17 protein-coding genes and 1 other annotated feature are annotated in these 22,144 nt (G+C 40.6%); of the genes, 16 read left to right on the plus strand and 1 reads right to left on the minus strand.

What is annotated here, in order from left to right:
* Positions 1–45 precede the first annotated feature (45 nt).
* From IE222_RS00140 to pyrE, 15 genes are all read left to right on the plus strand, one after another.
* Positions 46–561, plus strand: a complete 516-nt coding sequence (locus IE222_RS00140) for a DivIVA domain-containing protein (protein WP_191268496.1) — start codon at positions 46–48, stop codon at positions 559–561.
* Between the two features lie 49 nt (positions 562–610).
* Positions 611–851, plus strand: a binding site (T-box leader).
* Positions 852–922: 71 nt separating this feature from the next.
* On the plus strand, positions 923–3,694 hold the full coding sequence (gene ileS, locus IE222_RS00145) for an isoleucine--tRNA ligase (RefSeq protein WP_191268498.1): 2,772 nt from the start codon (positions 923–925) through the stop codon (positions 3,692–3,694).
* A 138-nt stretch (positions 3,695–3,832) separates the two neighbouring features.
* Positions 3,833–4,129, plus strand: coding sequence for a hypothetical protein (locus tag IE222_RS00150; RefSeq protein ID WP_191268500.1), 297 nt, complete (start codon positions 3,833–3,835; stop codon positions 4,127–4,129).
* Between the two features lie 76 nt (positions 4,130–4,205).
* Complete coding sequence (gene lspA / locus IE222_RS00155; RefSeq protein WP_191268502.1) at positions 4,206–4,697, plus strand: signal peptidase II; 492 nt, start codon at positions 4,206–4,208, stop codon at positions 4,695–4,697.
* Complete coding sequence (locus IE222_RS00160) at positions 4,669–5,574, plus strand: RluA family pseudouridine synthase (protein WP_191268503.1); 906 nt, start codon at positions 4,669–4,671, stop codon at positions 5,572–5,574. The genes lspA and IE222_RS00160 overlap by 29 nt, the downstream gene beginning before the upstream one ends.
* 184 nt (positions 5,575–5,758) lie before the next feature.
* Positions 5,759–6,301: a bifunctional pyr operon transcriptional regulator/uracil phosphoribosyltransferase PyrR gene (pyrR, locus tag IE222_RS00165; RefSeq protein WP_191268505.1), complete on the plus strand. Its 543-nt coding sequence runs from the start codon at positions 5,759–5,761 to the stop codon at positions 6,299–6,301.
* A gap of 163 nt (positions 6,302–6,464) precedes the next feature.
* Entirely contained in the window at positions 6,465–7,778 is a 1,314-nt protein-coding gene (locus IE222_RS00170; protein ID WP_191268507.1) for a solute carrier family 23 protein, read from the plus strand.
* A 165-nt stretch (positions 7,779–7,943) separates the two neighbouring features.
* Complete coding sequence (locus IE222_RS00175) at positions 7,944–8,885, plus strand: aspartate carbamoyltransferase catalytic subunit (RefSeq protein WP_191269323.1); 942 nt, start codon at positions 7,944–7,946, stop codon at positions 8,883–8,885.
* Positions 8,845–10,122 carry a dihydroorotase gene (gene pyrC, locus IE222_RS00180; protein WP_191268509.1) on the plus strand — a complete coding sequence of 426 codons (1,278 nt, stop codon included), beginning with the start codon at positions 8,845–8,847 and terminating at the stop codon, positions 10,120–10,122. Before IE222_RS00175 ends, pyrC begins: the two co-directional genes overlap by 41 nt.
* A gap of 3 nt (positions 10,123–10,125) precedes the next feature.
* Positions 10,126–11,232, plus strand: a complete 1,107-nt coding sequence (locus IE222_RS00185; RefSeq protein ID WP_191268516.1) for a carbamoyl phosphate synthase small subunit — start codon at positions 10,126–10,128, stop codon at positions 11,230–11,232.
* Positions 11,211–14,417 (plus strand): carbamoyl-phosphate synthase large subunit, encoded by a 3,207-nt coding sequence (gene carB, locus IE222_RS00190; RefSeq protein ID WP_191268525.1) that lies wholly within the window; start codon positions 11,211–11,213, stop codon positions 14,415–14,417. The genes IE222_RS00185 and carB overlap by 22 nt, the downstream gene beginning before the upstream one ends.
* Complete coding sequence (locus tag IE222_RS00195) at positions 14,414–15,187, plus strand: dihydroorotate dehydrogenase electron transfer subunit (RefSeq protein ID WP_191268527.1); 774 nt, start codon at positions 14,414–14,416, stop codon at positions 15,185–15,187. The genes carB and IE222_RS00195 overlap by 4 nt, the downstream gene beginning before the upstream one ends.
* The gene (locus tag IE222_RS00200; protein ID WP_191268529.1) at positions 15,184–16,095 is read left to right on the plus strand and encodes a dihydroorotate dehydrogenase; all 912 of its coding nucleotides are present in this window, start codon (positions 15,184–15,186) and stop codon (positions 16,093–16,095) included. Before IE222_RS00195 ends, IE222_RS00200 begins: the two co-directional genes overlap by 4 nt.
* Before the next feature lies 1 nt (position 16,096).
* Positions 16,097–16,810, plus strand: coding sequence for an orotidine-5'-phosphate decarboxylase (pyrF, locus tag IE222_RS00205; protein ID WP_191268531.1), 714 nt, complete (start codon positions 16,097–16,099; stop codon positions 16,808–16,810).
* Positions 16,810–17,442 (plus strand): orotate phosphoribosyltransferase, encoded by a 633-nt coding sequence (gene pyrE / locus IE222_RS00210; RefSeq protein ID WP_191268533.1) that lies wholly within the window; start codon positions 16,810–16,812, stop codon positions 17,440–17,442. The genes pyrF and pyrE overlap by 1 nt, the downstream gene beginning before the upstream one ends.
* A 24-nt stretch (positions 17,443–17,466) precedes the next feature.
* On the opposite strand, the gene IE222_RS00215 is transcribed toward pyrE, so the two are convergent.
* On the minus strand, positions 17,467–19,182 hold the full coding sequence (locus IE222_RS00215) for an Rqc2 family fibronectin-binding protein (RefSeq protein ID WP_191268534.1): 1,716 nt from the start codon (positions 19,180–19,182) through the stop codon (positions 17,467–17,469).
* Between the two features lie 216 nt (positions 19,183–19,398).
* Between IE222_RS00215 and IE222_RS00220 the strand changes: the two genes are divergently transcribed.
* Positions 19,399–22,077, plus strand: coding sequence for a calcium-translocating P-type ATPase, SERCA-type (locus IE222_RS00220; protein ID WP_191268537.1), 2,679 nt, complete (start codon positions 19,399–19,401; stop codon positions 22,075–22,077).
* Positions 22,078–22,144 lie beyond the last annotated feature (67 nt).

The raw sequence follows: 22,144 nt of genomic DNA on the forward strand, positions 1-22,144 counted from the left end.
GTCGAATATTACCTAATACATATAGAGATTGTTGGAGGTGGCATCATGCCGTTAACGCCGTTAGATATTCATAATAAAGAATTTAATAAAGGTTTTAGAGGGTACGACGAGGATGAAGTAAACGAATTCTTAGACCAAGTTATTAAAGATTATGAACTGGTCCTTCGAGAGAAGAAGGAATTAGAAGAACGTTTAAATGATATGAACGACCGCCTGGGTCATTTTATAAATATTGAAGAAACACTGAATAAATCAATTGTAATTGCTCAGGAAGCTGGGGAAGAGGTCCGCCGTAATGCTCAAAAGGAAGCTAAGCTGATCATTAAAGAAGCCGAGAAAAATGCCGACCGAATTATTAATGAATCCCTGTCGAAGGCTAGAAAAATTGCTCTTGAAATAGAGGAGTTGAAGAAGCAGTCCAAGGTATTCCGCACCCGATTTAAAATGTTGATTGAAGCACAGCTTGATATGCTGAATACGGATGACTGGGATCACTTGTTAGAGTATGAAGTGGATGCAACAGAGTTAAAAATCCACGAAGAAGAAGATTCATTAGCTTGACGAAAGGTGCTCTAGTAGCATATAATTTCTTAACAAGTTATAAAGAATGGCAATGACGATGATTGGGACAGTACAATTTTTCACAAGCTTTTGAAGCGAATCAGGGAGAGTGAAAGCCTGATAAAGCCGATAAATTGGAAGATCACCCATGAGTTCCGGGCTGAACATTTTTTTCATAAGAAAAGTAAGCCTAGGCGTGTTATTCACGTTACGAATCAAAGAGGATGGAATTAATAGTTAGTTCCATCTATCAGGGTGGTACCGCGGGAATAAACCTTCTCGTCCCTATTTGGGATGAGAGGTTTTTTTTATTTGTCAAAATGTCTATTCTATTCAATAGTATGTAATTGGAGGAAGAAAGATGGAATACAAAGATACGTTGCTAATGCCGAAAACAGAGTTTCCGATGCGCGGTAATCTTCCACAGCGCGAACCTGATTTACAAGCAAAATGGGAAGAAATGAATATTTATCAAAAAGTTCAAGAACGCACTAAAGGACGGCCGATATTTGTCCTGCATGATGGACCTCCATATGCAAACGGGGATATCCATATGGGTCACGCGCTTAACAAAATTTTAAAGGATTTTATTGTCCGTTTTAAATCAATGAGCGGTTTCCATGCACCGTATGTGCCGGGATGGGATACACATGGACTGCCTATCGAGCAGGCATTAACCAATAAAGGTGTCAAAAGAAAAGAAATGACAGTTGCTGAATTTCGTAAGCTTTGTACCGAATATGCGTATGAACAAATTGATAATCAGCGGTCGCAGTTTAAACGTCTCGGTGTTCGAGGTGATTGGAATAACCCATATATTACACTGAAGCCGGAATATGAAGCGCAGCAAATTAAAGTTTTCGGTGAAATGGCGAAAAAGGGTTATATTTATAAAGGGTTAAAGCCCGTATATTGGTCCCCGTCAAGTGAGTCCGCGCTTGCTGAAGCAGAAATCGAATACAATGATAAGCGTTCCCCATCTATTTATGTTGCCTTTAAGGTGAAGGATGGCAAGGGGGTACTAGACCAGGAAACGGAAATTGTCATCTGGACAACAACACCTTGGACAATTCCAGCCAACTTAGGGATTTCGGTACATCCTGAGTTAACATACGTTGTGGTTAGCGAAAATGGACATAAATATTTAGTTGCTGAGAGCCTGCTTGAAGCTGTTACAAACGAAATTGGCTGGGAAAGCCCTGAGGTAGTACAGAAGGTAAAAGGTGCTGAATTAGAGAATGTCATTGCCAGCCACCCGTTATATGAGCGCGATTCATTAGTTATGCTTGGTGAGCATGTAACAACGGATGCCGGTACAGGCTGCGTTCATACAGCACCGGGTCACGGGGAAGATGACTTCCTGGTTGGTCAAAAATATGGCTTGGAAGTTCTTTGCCCTGTAGATGATAAGGGCTACATGACAAGTGAAGCTCCGGGGTTTGAAGGTCTATTTTACGAAGATGCCAATAAACCAATCGGTCAAAAGCTTGAAGAAAATGGCGCGCTGTTAAAACTGACATTCATAACCCACTCCTATCCGCATGATTGGAGAACAAAGAAGCCGGTCATTTTCCGTGCAACTGCTCAATGGTTTGCATCCATCAAGGATTTCCGTGAACAATTGCTTGAGGCAGTGAAGGAGACAAAATGGGTACCTGCTTGGGGTGAAACCCGACTTTTCAACATGGTACGTGACCGCGGAGACTGGTGTATTTCTAGACAGCGGGTATGGGGTGTACCGATTCCTGTTTTCTATGCAGAAAATGGTGAAGAAATTATTACGGATGAAACGATTAATTATGTGTCCGAATTATTCCGCCAGCATGGCTCGAATGTGTGGTTTGAGCGTGAGGCCAAGGACTTGCTGCCTGAAGGATTTACCCATCCTGGCAGTCCGAATGGCCGATTCACGAAAGAAACAGATATCATGGATGTATGGTTTGACTCAGGTTCTTCACATCAAGCGGTTCTTGTTGAAAGAGAAGATTTAGTCCGACCGGCAGATCTTTACCTTGAAGGTTCCGATCAATACCGAGGCTGGTTCAACTCTTCGTTATCAACCGCTGTTGCTGTAACAGGAAAGGCCCCATATAAAGGGGTTTTAAGCCACGGCTTTGTGCTTGATGGCGAAGGTCGCAAAATGAGTAAATCACTAGGTAATGTCGTTGTCCCTGCGAAAGTTATGAATCAATTAGGGGCAGATATTCTAAGGCTATGGGTTGCATCTGTTGATTATCAGGCTGATGTACGTGTATCTGATGCAATATTGAAACAAGTTGCTGAGGTTTACCGCAAAATTCGTAATACCTTCCGTTTCTTGTTAGGAAACCTAGCTGATTTTGATCCGGGAAAAGATAAACTTCCTTACGAAGATTTGCGTGAAGTAGACCAATTTATGCTTGTTAAATTAAATAAACTCGTTAAGCATGTTCGTAATTCCTATGAAAATTACGACTACTCTGGTATTTATCATGCGGTAAACAATTTCTGTACCCTTGATTTAAGTTCTTTCTATTTAGATTTTGCCAAAGATGTTTTATATATTGAAGCTAAGGACAATCATGAGCGCCGTGCAATTCAGACTGTATTATATGAATCTTTAGTTGCGCTGACAAAATTGGTGTCGCCAATTCTTTCGCATACCGCTGATGAAGTGTGGCCGTTTATCCCTGGAGTGACAGAGGAAAGTGTTCAATTAACAGATATGCCTGAATACCAAGAACTTGATGGAGCGAAGGCTTTAGAGGAAAAATGGTCAGCTTTCATGAAGCTTCGTGACGAAGTATTAAAAGCACTTGAAGAGGCGCGAAATGAGAAGATAATTGGAAAATCGTTAACCGCTAAGGTAACTTTATATGTTAATGAAAAGACAAAAGCTCTTTTGGAGTCCATTCATGAAAGTTTTACCCAGTTATTTATCGTTTCTGGATTTGAAGTTGCTGGGTACTATGAAGCCGCTCCTGAAAATGCTATAAAACTCGATTCAGCAGCCATTGTTGTAACCAAGGCTGAAGGGGAAACATGTGAACGCTGCTGGGTTGTTACACCTGATGTTGGGAAAAACTCTGAACACCCAACACTTTGCTTACGCTGTGCCGATGTAGTAAAGGAAAACTATTCACAAAAGTTATAAGCATGAGGCCCCTGTATTATTTACAGGGGCTTTTTTCCTTCTCCGTTAATTGTTGTCCGTGATGTCAAATGTTTTACCGTGTTAGCTTGAAGCTTGCGGAGATAATAAAACAAATGATGAAACGGAGGTAACGACATAATGAATGCTGAGCAGGAAAAGATGTATTGGGAACTCCGTCAAACGAAATATGAATTAGAACAATCACTACTCAAACAGAAGAAAAAGGACTGGTTTGTCAGCGTATTAGAAGCAGAACTTAAGGATGTACAGACGGCAATCAGTAAAATCGAACATGGCAATTATGGTCATTGTGAAATCTCCGGGGAACTGATCTCGGATGATTTATTAAAGATGATCCCTACTCTAAAATCACTCAAAGACTCCGAAAACATTGAAACTTTTTATAAAAAACCAATTCTTGCTCCATTTTCATAACGTTACATTGTTGTTTTGCGATTAAGTATGCTAAAATTCTAAGGAAGAAAGTCATGTTATGTGGGGGTATTTCTTAGTGTTTTATTATTTAATCGCACTTTTTGTCATTGTTTTAGACCAGATAACCAAATGGTTAATCGAACACAAAATGTATCTAGGAGAAAGTATTCCACTTATAGACAATTTTTTATATATCACTTCTCATCGCAATCGCGGAGCCGCATGGGGTATTCTGCAAGGGCAAATGTGGCTTTTTTACATTATTACCATCATTGTTATTATCGGTATTATGTATTATCTGCATAAAGCGGCAAGAGGCAAGAGGCTGTTAGGTGTTTCCTTGTCCCTAATGCTGGGTGGTGCGATTGGGAACTTTATCGACCGAGTCATTCGCAAGGAAGTTGTTGATTTTATTCATACATATATTTTCGGCTATAATTTCCCTGTATTTAATATTGCAGATTCGGCCCTAGTCATTGGCGTAGGACTTTTAATGATTCAGATGCTGCTTGAAGAAAGACAATCAAAGGAGAAAACATATGGAGAAAATGGAACACACCGTTCTTGATGAACAGCAGGGCGACCGCATTGATAAGATTATTTCTGGGTTAGATGATGAATGGTCAAGGACTCAGGTTCAGCAATGGATTAAAGAAGGGGCAGTACTTGTAAATGGAAAAACTGTAAAAACCAATTACAAATGCAGTTTGAATGATGTTATTAAAATTTCAATTCCTGAACCAGAGGAACTGGATGTCATTCCAGAAGAAATGGATCTAGACATATATTATGAAGATAAAGATGTTTTAGTGGTGAATAAACCAAGAGGAATGGTCGTTCATCCTGCACCAGGACATATGACTGGAACTCTTGTCAATGGTTTAATGGCTCATTGTAAAGATTTATCTGGCATTAACGGAGTATTAAGACCGGGTATTGTTCACCGTATTGATAAAGATACATCCGGTTTATTGATGGTGGCTAAAAATGATTTGGCTCACGAGAGTCTTGTTAATCAGCTGGTAGAAAAAACGGTAACAAGAAAATACAAAGCGATTGTCCACGGAGTTATCCCTCATGATTTCGGCACGATTGATGCACCACTAGGGAGGGACAGTAAGGACCGGCAAAGCATGGCGGTGGTAGATAATGGGAAGCATGCTGTCACCCACTTTCAGGTGCTTGAAAGGTTTAATGACTTTACGTTCGTTGAATGTCAACTAGAAACGGGAAGAACACATCAGATTCGAGTCCACATGAAATATATTGGCTACCCGCTTGCTGGAGATCCTAAATATGGACCAAAGAAAACGCTGGATCTAAACGGCCAAGCTCTTCATGCCGGTGTTCTTGGTTTTATACATCCAAGAACAAATGAATATCTTGAATTTGAAGCGCCGCTGCCTGATGAGATGGAATACCTTCTTACACAGCTAAGAAAATAATCATTGACAAATTGCCTTTAATAAAGTAAGATTTCATTAGTTGAATAAGCCTTTAAGATCAGTCCCGTGAGGCTGAGAAGGATACGGATATTGGGTTTTGCACCCATTTATTACAGAATCATTGTACCTCTCGCCACGAACGGTGAGAGGTTTTTTAGTTACTATAATAAAGAAGGTGACTTAGTTGAGCCAAAAAGCAATCGTACTTGATGAACAAGCGATAGGCCGGGCAATGACGAGAATAGCTCATCAAATTATTGAGAAAAACAAAGGAATCAGCGATTGTGTATTAGTTGGAATCCGAACTAGGGGGATTTATTTAGCAAAGCGCCTTGCTGCCAAAATTGAACAGATTGAAGGGAATCAGATTCGGGTCGGTGAGCTGGACATTACGCTATATCGGGATGACTTAACGAAGAAGACCGAAACCAATGAACCACTAGTTAAAGGATCCGATATTCCGTTCGAGATAGATAATAAAAAAGTAATCCTAGTTGATGATGTTTTGTATACTGGCAGAACAGTTAGAGCTGGTTTAGATGCGCTAATGGATATTGGACGGCCGTCAGCTATTCAGCTGGCAGTTCTCGTGGATCGTGGACATCGTGAACTTCCAATCAGGGCAGATTATGTTGGGAAAAACATCCCAACATCCAGCAGCGAAAAAATTGTTGTTGAACTAAAGGAAGTTGATCAAGAAGATCAAGTAGGAATATTTGATAACTAAATATTTACCCTTTTAAATGCAGTCCTGAGAGTCTGACAAAGGGGGATATGCCAATTCTTATGGCATTACAAAACCCTCTTTGTACTTTATGGACATAGAGGGTTTTTTATTTTAAAAAGTGTAGAAAATAATAGTACCATTCATCATATCAGGGGAGATCAATATGAACAACCAACCAATATTAGACATCGACGATAAACCGAAACCACTTCAATGGTTGACCCTAAGTATACAGCATTTATTTGCCATGTTTGGTGCAACCATTCTAGTTCCATATTTAGTGGGCTTAGATCCGGCAATCGCCTTAATCTCAAGCGGACTCGGAACATTAGCATTTTTAATTATTACTAAATTTCAAGTTCCTGCCTATTTAGGTTCTTCATTTGCCTATATTATCCCAATAAAGTTTTTAAATGAATCGTTGGGTCCAGGTGCGGCAATGGCAGGTACCTTCCTTGTAGGACTTGTATATGGAATTATAGCTTTGATTATCAGGAAAGCTGGATACCGCTGGATCATGAATTTGCTTCCACCAATTGTGGTTGGACCTGTTATTATTGTTATTGGCTTGTCTGTTGCAGGGACAGCTGTTGGAATGGCAACAAATAATCCAGCTGGAAACTATAGCGTGCTTCACTTCTCGGTTGCTTTAGTAACCCTAGCTGCCACGATTACTTTCTCGATATTTGCGAAAAAAATATTAAGTATTATTCCGATATTAGCTGGAATCGTTGTTGGATATGTATACGCACTGCTTGTCGGGGTTGTTGATTTTGCACCAGTATTGAAAGCAGATTGGTTTGAAATGCCGCAGTTTATTATCCCATTTGTAAGCTTTGAAGTAAAATTCACATGGGATATCTTCTGGCTAATGGTGCCAGTAGCAATTGTCACCATTTCCGAACATATCGGACACCAGCTTATACTAAGCAAAGTTGTAGGCCGCGACTATATTAAAGAGCCAGGTCTGCACCGGTCTATTCTTGGTGATGGAACAGCATCTATTATTTCCGCCTTAGTAGGCGGGCCGCCTAAAACAACTTATGGTGAAAACATCGGTGTCCTAGCCATTACCCGTGTCTATAGTGTCTATGTGCTAGCAGGAGCAGCCGTGTTTGCGATTATCTTTGGGTTTATTGGTAAAATAACTGCTCTCATCCATAGTATTCCTACCCCGGTAATGGGTGGTGTATCCATCCTGTTATTTGGAATCATCGCTTCATCAGGATTAAGAATGTTGGTTGACAGTAAAATTGACTTTGATGATAAACGAAATCTCGTGATCGCTTCCGTGATTTTAATTATTGGAATTGGTGGTGCAGTTCTGAAACTGCCATTTAAGGATATTCAAATTCAAGGGATGGCTTTAGCGGCAATTTTCGGAGTGTTATTAAACGTCATACTTCCAGGAAGACCAAAAGTAAGTGAGAATATGTTTGAAACTGAAGAATCAAATGATGATATAAAAACTGCATAATTGTAGGCAACCTTTTAAAAGAAGTCCAGAGAGGCTTATAAGGGTGTAATGATTATAATGAGGGGATTCCTGTCTTGAACCTTCATTAATAATAATTTCTTGCACCCTGATCTAATGGTCAGGGTCTTTTTTTACCCAATACATAATAACGGGGGGATAAAAATGATAAACCACTTGTTTACTACAAACGAATTAAAGGTGGAAGAGATTCAACAAATCTTAGCAGATGCTATGAAGTTTTCAGAAGGTATGGTATGGAAGCCAGAGGGTCAGATGTTTTCTGCTAACTTGTTTTTTGAAAATAGCACTAGAACAAAATGCAGTTTTGAAGTTGCAGAAAGAAGATTAGGTTTAAGTGTCATTCCATTTGAAGTTCAAACCTCCAGCGTTCAAAAGGGAGAGACTCTTTATGATACAGTTAAAACACTTGAAGCAATAGGTGTGAATACACTTGTCATTCGCCATGGACAGGATCGCTACTTTGATGAGCTCGTTGGCAGAGTCAATATCCCCATCATTAATGGAGGAGATGGCTGTGGGCATCATCCAACACAATCACTCCTCGATTTATTAACCATTTATCAAGAGTTTGGACGATTTGCTGGTCTAAAAATAGCCATTATTGGGGATATCAGACACAGTCGAGTTGCCCGTTCTAATGCAGATGCCTTAACAAGACTTGGGGCAGAAGTGGTTTTCTCAGGACCAGAAGAATGGTTTGACCAACACAGCTTAAGCTCACAAAAATTTAAACCAATCGATGAAGCAGTCCTACAAGCAGATGTTGTCATGCTCTTAAGAGTTCAGCATGAGAGGCATCAAAAAAAGGGGAGCTTTACTGCTGCAGATTACCATCGACAATTTGGGCTTACATTAGACAGGGAAAAGCAAATGATGTCCCATGCAATCATTATGCATCCCGCTCCTGTCAATCGAAATGTAGAAATAGCGGATAGTCTTGTCGAATGCAAACGTTCAAGGATATTTAAACAAATGGAAAATGGCGTTTACGTCAGAATGGCTGTACTAAAAAGATCACTCGAAAGCATACAAGGAGGATATACTAATGAAAATTCTTATTCAGAACGCCAATTATCTAGCATATGAGGGAGTAACAAAAGAGGCAGATATTTTAATTGAGGACGGCATTATTACGAAAATCAATCCAAAGATCAACACAACCGTAGATCGTACGATAGATGCTGCTGGGAAACTGGTTTCACCTGGATTTATTGATCTGCATGTTCATCTCCGCGAACCGGGCGGTGAGAAAAAAGAAACGATTGCAACTGGAACTCTTTCTGCAGCAAAAGGAGGCTTTACAACGGTTGCCGCAATGCCGAATACTAGACCGGTTCCTGATTCTAAAGAACAAATGGAATGGCTGCAAAATCGAATCCAAGAAACCGCAAATGTGCGAGTTTTACCTTATGCGTCTATTACTGTTAGACAGATAGGTAATGAACTGACAGATTTTGAAGCGTTAAAAGCAGCAGGTGCATTTGCCTTTACGGACGATGGGGTGGGGGTTCAATCAGCTGATATGATGCTTGCTGCAATGCGTAAGGCAGCGGAGGTAAATATGGCAATCGTAGCCCACTGTGAGGAAAATACTCTTATAAATAAGGGGTGTGTCCATGAAGGTTCCTTTTCAAAGAAGAACGGCTTGAACGGCATTCCATCTGTATGTGAATCTGTGCAGATTGCCAGGGATGTGCTTCTTGCAGAAGCTGCTGGCTGTCATTACCATGTCTGTCATATCAGTACAAAGGAATCCGTTCGCGTGGTAAGAGATGCGAAAAGAGCAGGAATTAAAGTAACTGCAGAAGTAACACCGCATCACTTACTATTATCTCAGGATGATATCCCTGGTTTAGATGCGAATTACAAAATGAATCCGCCGCTTCGTGATACTTCTGACCGTGAAGCCTTAATAGAAGGCCTTTTGGATGGGACCATCGATTTTATTGCAACGGATCATGCACCACATACGGAAGCGGAAAAAAGTGAAGGAATGGAATTGGCACCATTCGGAATTGTCGGCCTAGAAACTGCCTTTCCATTGTTATACACACATTTTGTTCTAAAAAATATTATTTCACTCGAGCAATTAATTGACTATTTAACGAAAAAACCAGCGGAAGCATTTGATCTTCCATATGGAAGAATCGAAGAAGGTGCGATTGCTGACCTTGTTCTGCTTAATGTAAGTGAAGAAAAAGAAATTAATCCTGAAGAGTTTTTATCAAAAGGAAAAAATACGCCATTTACAGGCTGGAAATGTAAAGGATGGCCGGAAATGACAATAGCAAACGGCCAAATAGTTTGGGAAAAGGAGTTGTAATGTATGAAAGCACAACTGATTTTAGAAGATGGCACGATATTTGTTGGAGACGGATTCGGCAGCCATATGGATACTATAGGAGAGGTTGTCTTTAATACAGGAATGACAGGCTATCAAGAAATTCTTTCTGATCCCTCCTATTGCGGACAAATTGTCATGCTTACCTATCCGCTGATTGGAAATTATGGAATTAATCGTGATGACTTTGAATCCATTAATCCGGCAGTAAAAGGACTTATTGTCAAAGAAGCAACTGACTTCCCGTCCAACTGGAGAAGTGAATTTACGATTGACGAGTATTTAAAAAAGAAAAATATCCCTGGAATTGCTGGAATCGATACACGAAAATTAACCAGGATTATTCGCAACCAAGGGACTGTTAAAGGTGCAATCTGCAGTATTGAGTCTGACCCAAGCGAGGTTATTCGACAATTACGACAAACAAGACTTCCGATTGATCAAGTAAGAAGGGTTTCAACAAAAAATCCATATCCTAGTCCTGGTAGAGGAAAGAGAATCGTTCTAGTTGATTTTGGAATGAAGCATGGCATTTTACGTGAATTAAATAAACGTGATTGTGATGTTGTAGTGGTACCGTATCACACAACAGCAGACGAAATTCTGCAATTACGACCAGACGGAATTATGCTTACAAATGGACCTGGGGATCCCAAAGATGTTCCTGAAGGCATCCATATGATTCAGCAAATCCTTGGGAGAGTTCCGATTTTTGGTATTTGTCTTGGCCACCAGCTATTTGCTCTTGCATGCGGGGCCAACACTATCAAAATGAAGTTTGGCCATCGCGGGTCAAATCATCCTGTTAAAAACCTTGCTACCGGAAAGATTGCGATTACTTCTCAAAACCATGGATATACGGTCGAGGAAAAGTCTTTAAAAAATACAAGATTATCGGTTACTCATATTGCATTAAATGATGGAACCATCGAAGGATTGGAACATTTAGATTATCCGGCCTTTACTGTCCAATATCACCCTGAGGCATCCCCGGGTCCAGAGGATGCGAGCAATTTATTTGATCAATTTTTCGCAATGATTGAATCTAAAAAACAGGAGGTTGCAGCAACATGCCAAAACGTACAGATATAAACTCCATTTTAGTTATCGGATCTGGACCGATTGTGATTGGTCAGGCTGCAGAATTTGATTACGCCGGCACCCAGGCATGTATCGCTTTAAAAGAAGAAGGCTACCGCGTGATTCTGGTGAACTCCAATCCTGCCACAATCATGACAGATATAGAGATTGCAGATGCTGTCTATATAGAGCCATTAACACTTGAATTTGTCAGCCGGATTATCCGCAAGGAACATCCTGATGCGATTTTAGGCACGCTAGGAGGTCAAACAGGACTTAATTTAACCGTGGAATTAGCGAATTCTGGTGTATTGGAAGAATGCGGGGTAGAAATCCTTGGAACGAAGCTCGCTGCGATTGAAAAAGCTGAAGACCGAGAATTATTCCGAAGTCTGATGAATGAGTTAAATGAACCTGTTCCTGATAGTGAAATTATCCATGAATTGAACGAAGCAAAGGCATTTGTTGAAAAAATTGGGTTTCCAGTGATTGTTCGCCCTGCCTATACCCTTGGAGGCACAGGCGGCGGTATTTGTCATAATCAAGAGGAACTGGATGAAATCGTAACGAGTGGTTTAAAAAATAGTCCTGTTCATCAATGTTTACTTGAAAAAAGTATTGCAGGGTTTAAAGAAATAGAATATGAAGTCATGCGCGACTCAAATGACAATGCCATAGTTGTATGTAATATGGAAAACATTGACCCTGTCGGAGTTCATACTGGTGACTCCATTGTCGTTGCACCAAGCCAAACATTAAGTGATAGGGAATATCAGCTGTTAAGAAATGTATCTCTAAAAATTATTCGTGCCTTAGGTATCGAAGGCGGCTGTAATGTCCAGCTTGCTTTAGATCCTAATAGCTTTGAATATTACATTATTGAAGTTAATCCAAGGGTCAGCCGTTCATCAGCGCTTGCCTCAAAAGCAACAGGATATCCAATTGCCAAACTAGCTGCCAAAATTGCGGTTGGCCTTACCCTTGATGAAATGTTAAATCCTGTTACTGGTAAAACATATGCGAGTTTTGAACCTGCTCTTGATTATATCGTTACGAAAATCCCAAGATGGCCGTTTGATAAGTTCGAATCAGGAAACCGTTCACTTGGTACGCAAATGAAGGCTACAGGGGAAGTTATGGCAATGGGCCGAACTTTCGAAGAATCCTTACTGAAAGCCATTCGCTCGCTTGAAGCAGGCGTGCATCATTTCGAATTGAATGACGCAGCGGAAATTCCGAATGAATTGCTGGAGAAAAGGATTCGTAAAGCTGGAGATGAACGCCTGTTTTACATTGCAGAGAGCTTAAAACGCGGAACTTCCATTGAAACCATTCACCAATGGAGCAAAATTGATTTGTTCTTCCTGAAGAAAATGGAAGGCATTGTAGAGTTAGAAGCAAAGCTTGCTGAAAATCAATTTGACCTTGAGCTGCTTTTGGAAGCAAAACAAAAAGGGTTTACTGATAAAAAAATAGCTGAATTGTGGAATCAGTCGGAACCTGAAATTTATAAGCTGCGTAAAGAAAACGGAATTGTCCCTGTGTTTAAAATGGTAGATACATGCGCAGCTGAATTCGAATCTGAAACACCATACTACTACGGCACATATGAAGAGGAAAATGAGTCATTAGTAACTGAAAAGCAAAGTGTAATTGTTCTCGGCTCAGGCCCGATTCGAATTGGCCAGGGAATAGAGTTTGACTATGCGACCGTCCATTCCGTAAAAGCAATAAAAGAAGCAGGCTATGAAGCAATTATTATTAATAACAATCCAGAGACGGTATCGACGGATTTTAGTATCTCTGATAAACTGTATTTCGAACCTTTGACAATTGAAGATGTCATGACCATTATTGATTTGGAAAAACCAATTGGAGTGGTTGTTCAATTTGGCGGCCAAACAGCTATTAATCTGGCAGCAGAGCTAATTAACCATGGCGTGAGAATTCTCGGAACAACCCTTGAGGATTTAGACCGGGCTGAAGATAGAGATAAATTTGAGCAAGCCCTAGAACAGCTTAACATTCCGCAGCCACTTGGGAAAACGGCTTTATCTGTAGATGAGGCGCTTGTGATCGCCCAGGAAATTGGGTATCCCGTACTCGTCCGGCCTTCCTATGTTTTAGGTGGCCGTGCGATGGAAATTGTCTACCAAGAAGAAGAGCTGCTTCATTATATGAAAAATGCGGTGAAAATCAATCCTGAACACCCAGTCTTGATTGATCGTTATTTAACCGGTAAAGAGATAGAAGTGGATGCAATCTGTGATGGTAAAAATGTGTTAATCCCGGGGATTATGGAACATATCGAACGCGCTGGTGTTCACTCAGGGGACTCGATTGCTGTGTATCCGCCGCAAACACTTTCCGAAAAAGTGAAACAAACTCTTGTTGAATATACGGAAAAATTATCAATAGGATTAAACATTGTAGGTCTGCTGAATATCCAGTATGTCTTATCAGGTGACCAAGTCTACGTGCTTGAAGTTAATCCGCGGTCAAGCCGGACAGTACCATTTTTAAGTAAGATCACAAATGTACCGATGGCGAAAATCGCGACAAAGGCAATTTTAGGACAGTCAATCATTGACCAGGGCTTTACACCGGGAATTATTCCAGAAAAAACTGGTGTATATGTAAAAGTTCCAGTATTCTCATTTGCCAAGCTAAAAGACGTTGATATATCACTTGGACCTGAAATGAAGTCTACCGGGGAAGTAATGGGTAAGGATATCACGCTCGAAAAAGCTCTTTATAAAGGACTGGTTGCTTCTGGCATGAAAATCCAAAAATTTGGATCAGTACTATTTACGGTTGCTGATAAAGATAAGCAAGAGGCTTTAAAACTTGCAAAACGCTTTTCAGCAATTGGTTATCGCTTAATGGCGACAAGCGGTACTGCGTCTGTACTACAGGCTGCCGGACTTCCTGTCAAAGTAGTCGGAAAAATTGGCTCTGAAGGGAAAACACTTTTAGACGTGATTCATCATGGTGAAGCACAATTCATTATCAATACATTGACAAAGGGTAAACAACCTGAGCGTGACGGGTTTAGGATTCGTCGAGAGGCAGTAGAAAACGGTGTTCCTTGCTTAACCTCATTAGATACAGCCGATGCAATCCTTCAAGTGATTGAATCAATGAATTTCTCGACAGAAGCCATGTCTGTTGGGAAAAAGGAGGCAGTTTTTGCTTGATAAAAAAAGAATTGTGTAAAATCCTTCAACATAAGGAAATCGCAAAAGATATTTATGAATTAACGGTGGCAGGCGAATTAGTAGATGAAATTAATGAGCCTGGCCAGTTCGTTCATATTCGGGTAACTGATTCTTGGGATCCGGTTTTAAGAAGACCAATCAGTATATCTTCTTATGATAAAAAAAGAAAACAGCTGACAATGATCTACCGCAAGGATGGGCAGGGCACATCACTCTTATCTCAAATGGCACCGGGGATGGAATTAGATATCCTTGGGCCATTAGGGAATGGTTTTCCTGTCTCAGAAGTCAGCATTGCTGAAACAGCCCTGCTTGTTGGCGGCGGGATTGGTGTTCCACCTCTTTACGAACTTTCTAATCAATTAACCGCAAAAGGAGTTAAGGTAATACACGTCCTTGGATTCCAAACGGAATCAGCGGTTTTTTATGAAAATGAGTTTTCCAAAAATGGCGAAACCTTTGTCGCTACAGTTGACGGTTCATATGGTGCAAAAGGGTTTGTCACCGATATCATGAAAGACTTAAGCTTTGATTGTATCTATACTTGTGGTCCTACCCCAATGTTAAAAGCAATTGAGCAGGGGTATTCTAATAAAAGATTATTTCTTTCTCTAGAAGAACGGATGGGCTGTGGTGTTGGTGCTTGCTTTGCCTGTGTATGCAAAAGTGGAGAAGATCCAAATGGAACCTCCTATAAGAAAGTCTGCAGCGATGGACCGGTTTTCCGTGCTGGGGAGGTAATGCTATGAGTCGTTTAAACATTGATTTGCCAGGTTTAAAGTTAAAAAACCCAATCATGCCTGCTTCAGGCTGTTTTGGATTTGGACGGGAGTACAGTCAGTTTTATGATTTGAGCACCCTTGGAGCAATCATGATAAAGGCAACCACTACAGAGCCAAGATTTGGGAATCCAACGCCTAGGGTAGCGGAAACACGGGCAGGAATGCTAAATGCAATTGGCCTGCAAAATCCAGGTCTAAAAAAGGTTATGTCGGAAGAACTTTCATGGCTTTCTCAATATGATGTCCCGATTATTGCCAATGTTGCTGGTTCATTAGAAGAGGATTATGTAGAGGTGGCAAAGGAAATCTCTAAAGCTTCAAATGTTCATGCCCTTGAATTAAATATTTCTTGTCCAAATGTTAAGACAGGGGGAATTGCTTTTGGTACAATACCAGAGGTAGCCCGTGACTTAACAAGAAAAGTGAAAGAAGTATCAGAGGTTCCAGTGTACGTGAAATTATCGCCAAACGTTACGAATATTGTTGAGATGGCGAAGGCAGTCGAGGCAGGCGGTGCGGATGGTCTAACGATGATCAATACACTTGTAGGCATGAGGCTGGATTTAAAGACAGGGAAACCGATTTTAGCAAATCGAACCGGCGGTTTATCTGGTCCAGCGGTAAAGCCCGTTGCCATTCGCATGATTTATGAAGTCAGTCAAGCTGTTGAACTGCCGATAATTGGTATGGGAGGGGTTCAATCAGCAGAAGACGTAATAGAATTTTTCTATGCTGGAGCTAGTGCAGTTGCGGTTGGTACAGCGAATTTTGTTGATCCGTTTGTATGTCCGACTATTATTGAAGAATTACCACTCTTATTAGAAAAATTAGGATTTGAACACATCAGTGAATGTACCGGAAGGAGCTGGAAGTAACATGGATCATTCGCTAATCATCGCGCTTGATTTTGCCAGCGTAAATGAAGTGCAGAAATTTTTACAGCCTTTTGAAGGTGAACAACTGTTTGTCAAGGTAGGAATGGAACTTTTTTATCAAGAAGGTCCGGCGATTATTCATCTTTTAAAAGAAGCAGGGCATCAAATTTTTCTTGATTTAAAGCTTCATGATATCCCAAATACAGTGAAAAGCGCCATGAAGGGTCTGGCAAGGCTTGATTGCGACCTCGTGAATGTGCATGCTGCCGGCGGAAAGGAAATGATGCAGGCGGCTTTGGAAGGTTTGGAAGCAGGTACTGCTTCCGGTAAAAAGCGGCCATACTGTATCGCAGTAACGCAATTAACTAGTACTTCAGAGGAGCAAATGAACAAGGAACAGCTTATTCCTGTTACTTTAAAGGAGTCTGTTTTGCATTATGCTTCTCTAACAAAAGATGCAGGATTAGACGGAGTTGTCTGCTCTGCTTGGGAAGCAGGCGCGATTCGCGAAAAAGCAGGGGATTCATTTTTAACAGTTTGTCCGGGAATTCGTATGCCCCAAGATCAAACCCAAGATCAAAAGCGGATTGCTACACCTGAATCTGCTAGAAATGCGGGTGTGAGTTCGATTGTAGTTGGTCGTTCTATTACAAGATCATCGAACCCGCTCGAAAGCTATCAACAATGGCTGAAAATATGGAAGGGAGTTAACTAATGAAAGAAAAGATAGCAGAAAGTTTATTAGACATTAATGCCGTAGCATTAAAACCAAATGAACCATTTACTTGGACATCGGGTTTGCGTTCTCCTATTTATTGTGATAATCGCCTTACACTTTCTTATCCAGGAGTTAGAAGACAAATTGCCGAAGGCTTGCAAAAGCTGATTCAAGAAAACTTCCCTGATACGGAAGTGGTAGCTGGAACTGCAACCGCCGGGATTCCCCATGCGGCTTGGGTTAGTGAGTTAATGAATCTGCCAATGTGCTATGTTCGTTCTAAAGCCAAAGGTCATGGAAAAGGCAATCAAATTGAAGGAAAAGCAGAACAAGGACAAAAGGTTGTAGTGGTTGAAGACTTAATTTCAACGGGCGGCAGTGTGATTACAGCTGTGCATGCATTAAGAGAGGCTGGCTGTGAAGTATTAGGTGCTGTCTCCATATTTACATATGGACTTCAAAAGGGTACAGATGCATTTGCCCAGGAAGGTATTAACAGCAAGTCACTTACAGATTTTCCTACATTAGTGTCTGTAGCAATAGATAAAGGTTATATTGGTCAAAGTGATCAAGAAAGTTTGCTTTCATGGAGTAAAGACCCAGCACAATGGAGTAAACAGTACGAATAAAAAAAAGCCCCAGGGGGCTTTTTTTTATTCGCCTTTTTTCAATTTAAGTACAATTTCTTCATCAGGAGTAACATAAACAGTCTGTTGATGATCATAAATCACAAACCCTGGTTTCGCCCCGCTTGGTTTTTTAACATGCCGGACTTTTGTAAAATCAACGGGGACTGAGCTGGAATTTCTAGCCTTGGAAAAATAAGCGGCCAGCTGTGCTGCTTCTTTAATCGTCTGTTCGGAAGGTTCCTTACTTCTAATGACGACATGGGAGCCTGGAATATCCTTTGTATGCAGCCAAATTTCATCCCTTGCCGCCAGTTTATTGGTTAAATAATCATTTTGTTTATTATTTTTACCGACAATAATCTCAGTATGGTCGGATGATTGGAAGAGGTCAAGAACCGGCTTTGCATTCATTACTTTTTTACCTTGTCGTTTTTGGCGTTCACGAATATATCCACCTTCAACCAATTCCTCCCGAATCTCCTGTAAATCCTTTGGAGAAGCTGTTAACACCTGCTGTAATAGATTATCAAAATAGGCGGCTTCTTCCTTGGCATGAGCAATTTGCTCAAGGACAACCGTAACGGAATTTTTTGCTTTTTGGTATTTGGAAAAATACTTTTGCGCATTGTCTGACGGTGTTTTACGCGGGTCAAGCGGAATAATCATTGTAGCGCCTGATTCATCATAATAATCGAGGACTTCGATTTCCTTCATCCCCTTTTTGGCGGCGTAAAGATTAGCTGTTAGCAGCTCACCATAACGCTGAAACTGATCTGCCTGCTCCGCAAGCTTTAAAGTTGCTTCAAGTTTTTCAATTTTTTTTTCGTTCTTTTCTTTTTCATTGATAATAAAGCGTTCAATATCATGACCTTGTTGCTTCACCCTGTCCCGTTCGGCCTTGCCGAAATAAAAACGGTCAAGCATGTCACTAATTGCAGGAAAAGTTTTTATTTCTCCTTTTACATGCTCAATAGGAAACAGGTAAAAGACTTCCTTAGATTCTGTAGTCATGATAGCAGGGGAGAGATTGTTATTATCAATTTTTCTTATCAATTCAATAAAGTGTTTCGGAACCGTTGTTCGGTTTGCAAGGCCGCTCTTAAAAAGAACTTCTTTAGCAAAAAGCGGTGATGTACCGGCGAAATTTTCAACTAATTGCTTATCCAGCCTGCCTGCATTAAAATCCAATTTTCTTTCTACATCTTCTTCACTAGCCGTAAAAGGATTTTGCTTATTCTGTGCAGGCGGCAGAATATATGGCTGGCCAGGCAGGATAGCCCGGTGGCTATTAACGGCAAAGGAAACATGCTTCACGCTATCAAGAATGAGATTGCGTCTTTTATCGACTAATACAATATTGCTGTGCCTTCCCATTATTTCAATGATAAGCTGCTTGTAACTAATATCTCCGATTTCATTCCTCCCTTTAATTTCAAAAACAATCATTCGATCATTTTCAATCTGATATATATCTTCTAGTATATGCCCTTCAATATGCTTTCTCAAAAGCATACAGAACATTGGCGGTTCACTCGGATTATCATACGCTTCTCTAGTCAACTGAGCCCTGGCGTAGCTAGGATGTGCCGACAACAGCAGTTTATGATTCACACCGCCAGAACGTATTGTTAAAATGACTTCGTTCTTATATGGCTGATGTACCTTATTAATCCTGCCGCCCTTAAGCTGACGGGAAAGCTCTTGAACCATCGCTTTTGTAAATAAACCATCGAATGACATTGAAAAAAACATCCTTTTCTAGATAACTATAATGCCTTCATTATATCCTACTTTATTTCCTTCTGTCTTATTTTACTCTATAAGACTTAATAATAGCATTTTTTTGGACGGCCCTGAATAAGCTTTCTTTAGAGGTCAGCCAATAAGGATAAATAATGAAATCAAGGCAATATCCTTTACATTATAGTCGATACAAGGGGGAAGTGAGATGGTCGGATGAAGTTCCATGAGATGGAGATCGAACAAGTAGAAAAGGCCTTAGAAACCGACTTTTCATCGGGTTTAACACAGGAGGAAGTGAAGGAAAGGATTAAGCAGCATGGGTTTAATGAATTAGAAGAAGGGGAAAAGCAATCTGCCCTGCTATTATTCTTTAGCCAATTTAAAGATTTTATGGTTTTGGTACTGCTTGCAGCTACCTTAATTTCTGGTTTACTCGGAGAATATATTGATGCCATCGCGATTATTGCCATCGTGATTTTAAATGGGATTCTTGGGTTTTACCAAGAAAGGCGGGCAGAAAAATCCCTACAAGCTTTAAAGGAACTATCTGCACCTCAGGTTTCAGTATTAAGAGACGGGCACTGGATTAAGGTACCCTCAAAGGAAATAGTGATTGGAGATATTTTAAAGTTCTCCAGCGGTGACAGGATTGGGGCAGATGTCCGGATTATAGAATCCAATAGTTTGGAAATTGAAGAGTCGGCGCTTACCGGTGAATCTGTTCCGGTAGCCAAGCATATAGACTGTTTATCAAATCCCAGTCCCGGCATTGGTGATATGGAAAATACCGCCTTCATGGGTACGATGATCACAAGAGGCAGTGGTATTGGAGTAGTCATCGCAACAGGAATGAAAACGGCAATGGGCCAGATTGCCGGACTCTTGCAAAGTGCTGAATCTCAAGAAACACCGCTGCAGCGCCGTTTGGAACAGTTGGGGAAAATTCTCATTACGGTGGCATTATTCTTGACTTTGCTTGTTGTTGTAATTGGGATTATGAGGGGACATGAAATTTATGAAATGTTCCTTGCTGGTGTATCATTGGCAGTAGCAGCCATACCGGAAGGACTGCCGGCAATTGTAACGGTGGCATTATCGCTTGGAGTTCAAAAAATGATCAGGCAAAAGGCAATTGTCCGTAAGCTTCCAGCTGTTGAAACGTTAGGCTGTGCATCCGTAATTTGTTCTGATAAAACGGGCACGATGACACAAAACAAAATGACTGTTACCCATCTATGGAGCGGTGAACAAACCTGGACAGTAGATGGAATTGGCTACCAGCCAACTGGTGACTTTTACCGCAATAAACAAAAAGTCATTCCTAAAGATGAAAAGGCATTGCAGCAAATGCTTATTTTTGGGATGCTGTGTAACCATTCTGACATATACCAAGAGGATGAGGAATATATTCTTGACGGTGACCCCACTGAGGGAGCATTATTGGTTAGTGCCATGAAAGCTGGACTTAACCGTTCAAAACTGCTGGAAGAGTTCACAATTATAAAGGAATTTCCGTTTGATTCAGCAAGGAAAATGATGAGTATCCATGTGAAGGATAAACAAGGAAGGCATTTTATCGTTACAAAAGGTGCACCTGATGTGATCTTAGGCATTTGTGAATCGATTCTTTGGGATGGAAAAAGTCAATTTTTAAACCAAGATAAACAAACTAGGGTTCAGAATGCAATCAATAATTTAGCATCAAATGCACTTAGGACAATTGCCATTGCATTTAAGCCGATTTCTCATAACACAGTGATTTTAAGTGAACAGGAAGCAGAGAATAAACTGACATTAATCGGTATTCAAGGAATGATTGATCCGCCGAGGCCTGAGGTAAAGGATGCTGTGAAGGAATGTAAGGCAGCGGGAATAAAAACAGTGATGATTACCGGTGACCATGTCATTACAGCAAAAGCAATTGCTGGAGAGCTTGGAATTCTTACGAAAAAGAGCAAGGTTGTTGAGGGGAAAGAACTATCACAAATGACAGTAGAGGAGCTTGAAGCTGTTGTTGAAGATGTGTCCGTATTTGCTAGGGTCTCACCTGAACATAAATTAAAAATTGTTAGAGCACTGCAAAATCGTGGTCATATTGTGGCAATGACGGGTGATGGAGTGAATGATGCTCCAGCGATAAAAGCAGCAGACATTGGCGTAGCAATGGGGATAACTGGAACAGATGTGGCGAAGGAGGCCTCCTCGCTTGTATTATTAGATGATAACTTTGCAACAATTAAAGCAGCGATCAAAGAAGGAAGAAATATCTATGAAAATATCCGCAAGTTTGTCCGTTATTTGCTTGCTTCTAACGTTGGTGAAATTTTGGTAATGCTCTTTGCGATGATTTTGGGAATGCCATTACCATTAGTTCCAATCCAAATCCTTTGGGTCAATTTAGTAACTGACGGGCTGCCGGCTATGGCTCTCGGATTGGATCAGCCGGAAGAAAATGTGATGAGGCGTGGACCAAGAAGTCCTAATGAAGGGGTCTTTTCACGAGGATTAGGATGGAAAGTGATTTCGCGTGGATTCTTAATTGGGATTGTTACATTAATAGCCTTTATGATTATCTATCATAACGATCCAAGTCAATTAGAGTACGCGCAGACGATAGCTTTTGCGACTCTAGTAATGGCTCAGCTCATTCATGTGTTTGATTGCCGCAGTGAAATTTCCGTTTTGTCTCGAAACCCGTTTGGGAACAAATATCTTGTTTGGGCGGTCATATCTTCACTTGCATTAATGTTTGTAGTCATTTATTATCCGCCTCTTCAGCCTGTTTTCCATACATTGCCGATTCAAGCGAAAGATTGGCTGTTAATTATTGGACTATCATCAGTTCCAACTTTTTTACTAGCTGGTTCATTTTTGTTAAGAAAAACAAAATAAAGTATGTTATAATCCAAAAGGTAATAGAGTCCATTCTATTACCTTTTGGTTTTTTACTTAGTAGCCT

The sequence above is a fragment of the Neobacillus kokaensis genome, from assembly GCF_014656545.1.
Lineage (GTDB): Bacteria > Bacillota > Bacilli > Bacillales > Cytobacillaceae > Neobacillus > Neobacillus kokaensis.

What these genes read in the sequence shown, in the direction of transcription:
- IE222_RS00150 (WP_191268500.1), top strand. Translation starts at nt 3,833, where the DNA reads ATGAATGCTGAGCAGGAAAAGATGTATTGGGAACTCCGTCAAACGAAA.
- IE222_RS00170 (WP_191268507.1), top strand. Translation starts at nt 6,465, where the DNA reads ATGAACAACCAACCAATATTAGACATCGACGATAAACCGAAACCACTT.
- IE222_RS00215 (WP_191268534.1), bottom strand. Translation starts at nt 19,182, where the DNA reads ATGTCATTCGATGGTTTATTTACAAAAGCGATGGTTCAAGAGCTTTCC.
- pyrE (WP_191268533.1), top strand. Translation starts at nt 16,810, where the DNA reads ATGAAAGAAAAGATAGCAGAAAGTTTATTAGACATTAATGCCGTAGCA.
- IE222_RS00140 (WP_191268496.1), top strand. Translation starts at nt 46, where the DNA reads ATGCCGTTAACGCCGTTAGATATTCATAATAAAGAATTTAATAAAGGT.
- IE222_RS00185 (WP_191268516.1), top strand. Translation starts at nt 10,126, where the DNA reads ATGAAAGCACAACTGATTTTAGAAGATGGCACGATATTTGTTGGAGAC.
- pyrF (WP_191268531.1), top strand. Translation starts at nt 16,097, where the DNA reads ATGGATCATTCGCTAATCATCGCGCTTGATTTTGCCAGCGTAAATGAA.
- IE222_RS00220 (WP_191268537.1), top strand. Translation starts at nt 19,399, where the DNA reads ATGAAGTTCCATGAGATGGAGATCGAACAAGTAGAAAAGGCCTTAGAA.
- IE222_RS00200 (WP_191268529.1), top strand. Translation starts at nt 15,184, where the DNA reads ATGAGTCGTTTAAACATTGATTTGCCAGGTTTAAAGTTAAAAAACCCA.
- IE222_RS00160 (WP_191268503.1), top strand. Translation starts at nt 4,669, where the DNA reads ATGGAGAAAATGGAACACACCGTTCTTGATGAACAGCAGGGCGACCGC.
- pyrC (WP_191268509.1), top strand. Translation starts at nt 8,845, where the DNA reads ATGAAAATTCTTATTCAGAACGCCAATTATCTAGCATATGAGGGAGTA.
- ileS (WP_191268498.1), top strand. Translation starts at nt 923, where the DNA reads ATGGAATACAAAGATACGTTGCTAATGCCGAAAACAGAGTTTCCGATG.
- carB (WP_191268525.1), top strand. Translation starts at nt 11,211, where the DNA reads ATGCCAAAACGTACAGATATAAACTCCATTTTAGTTATCGGATCTGGA.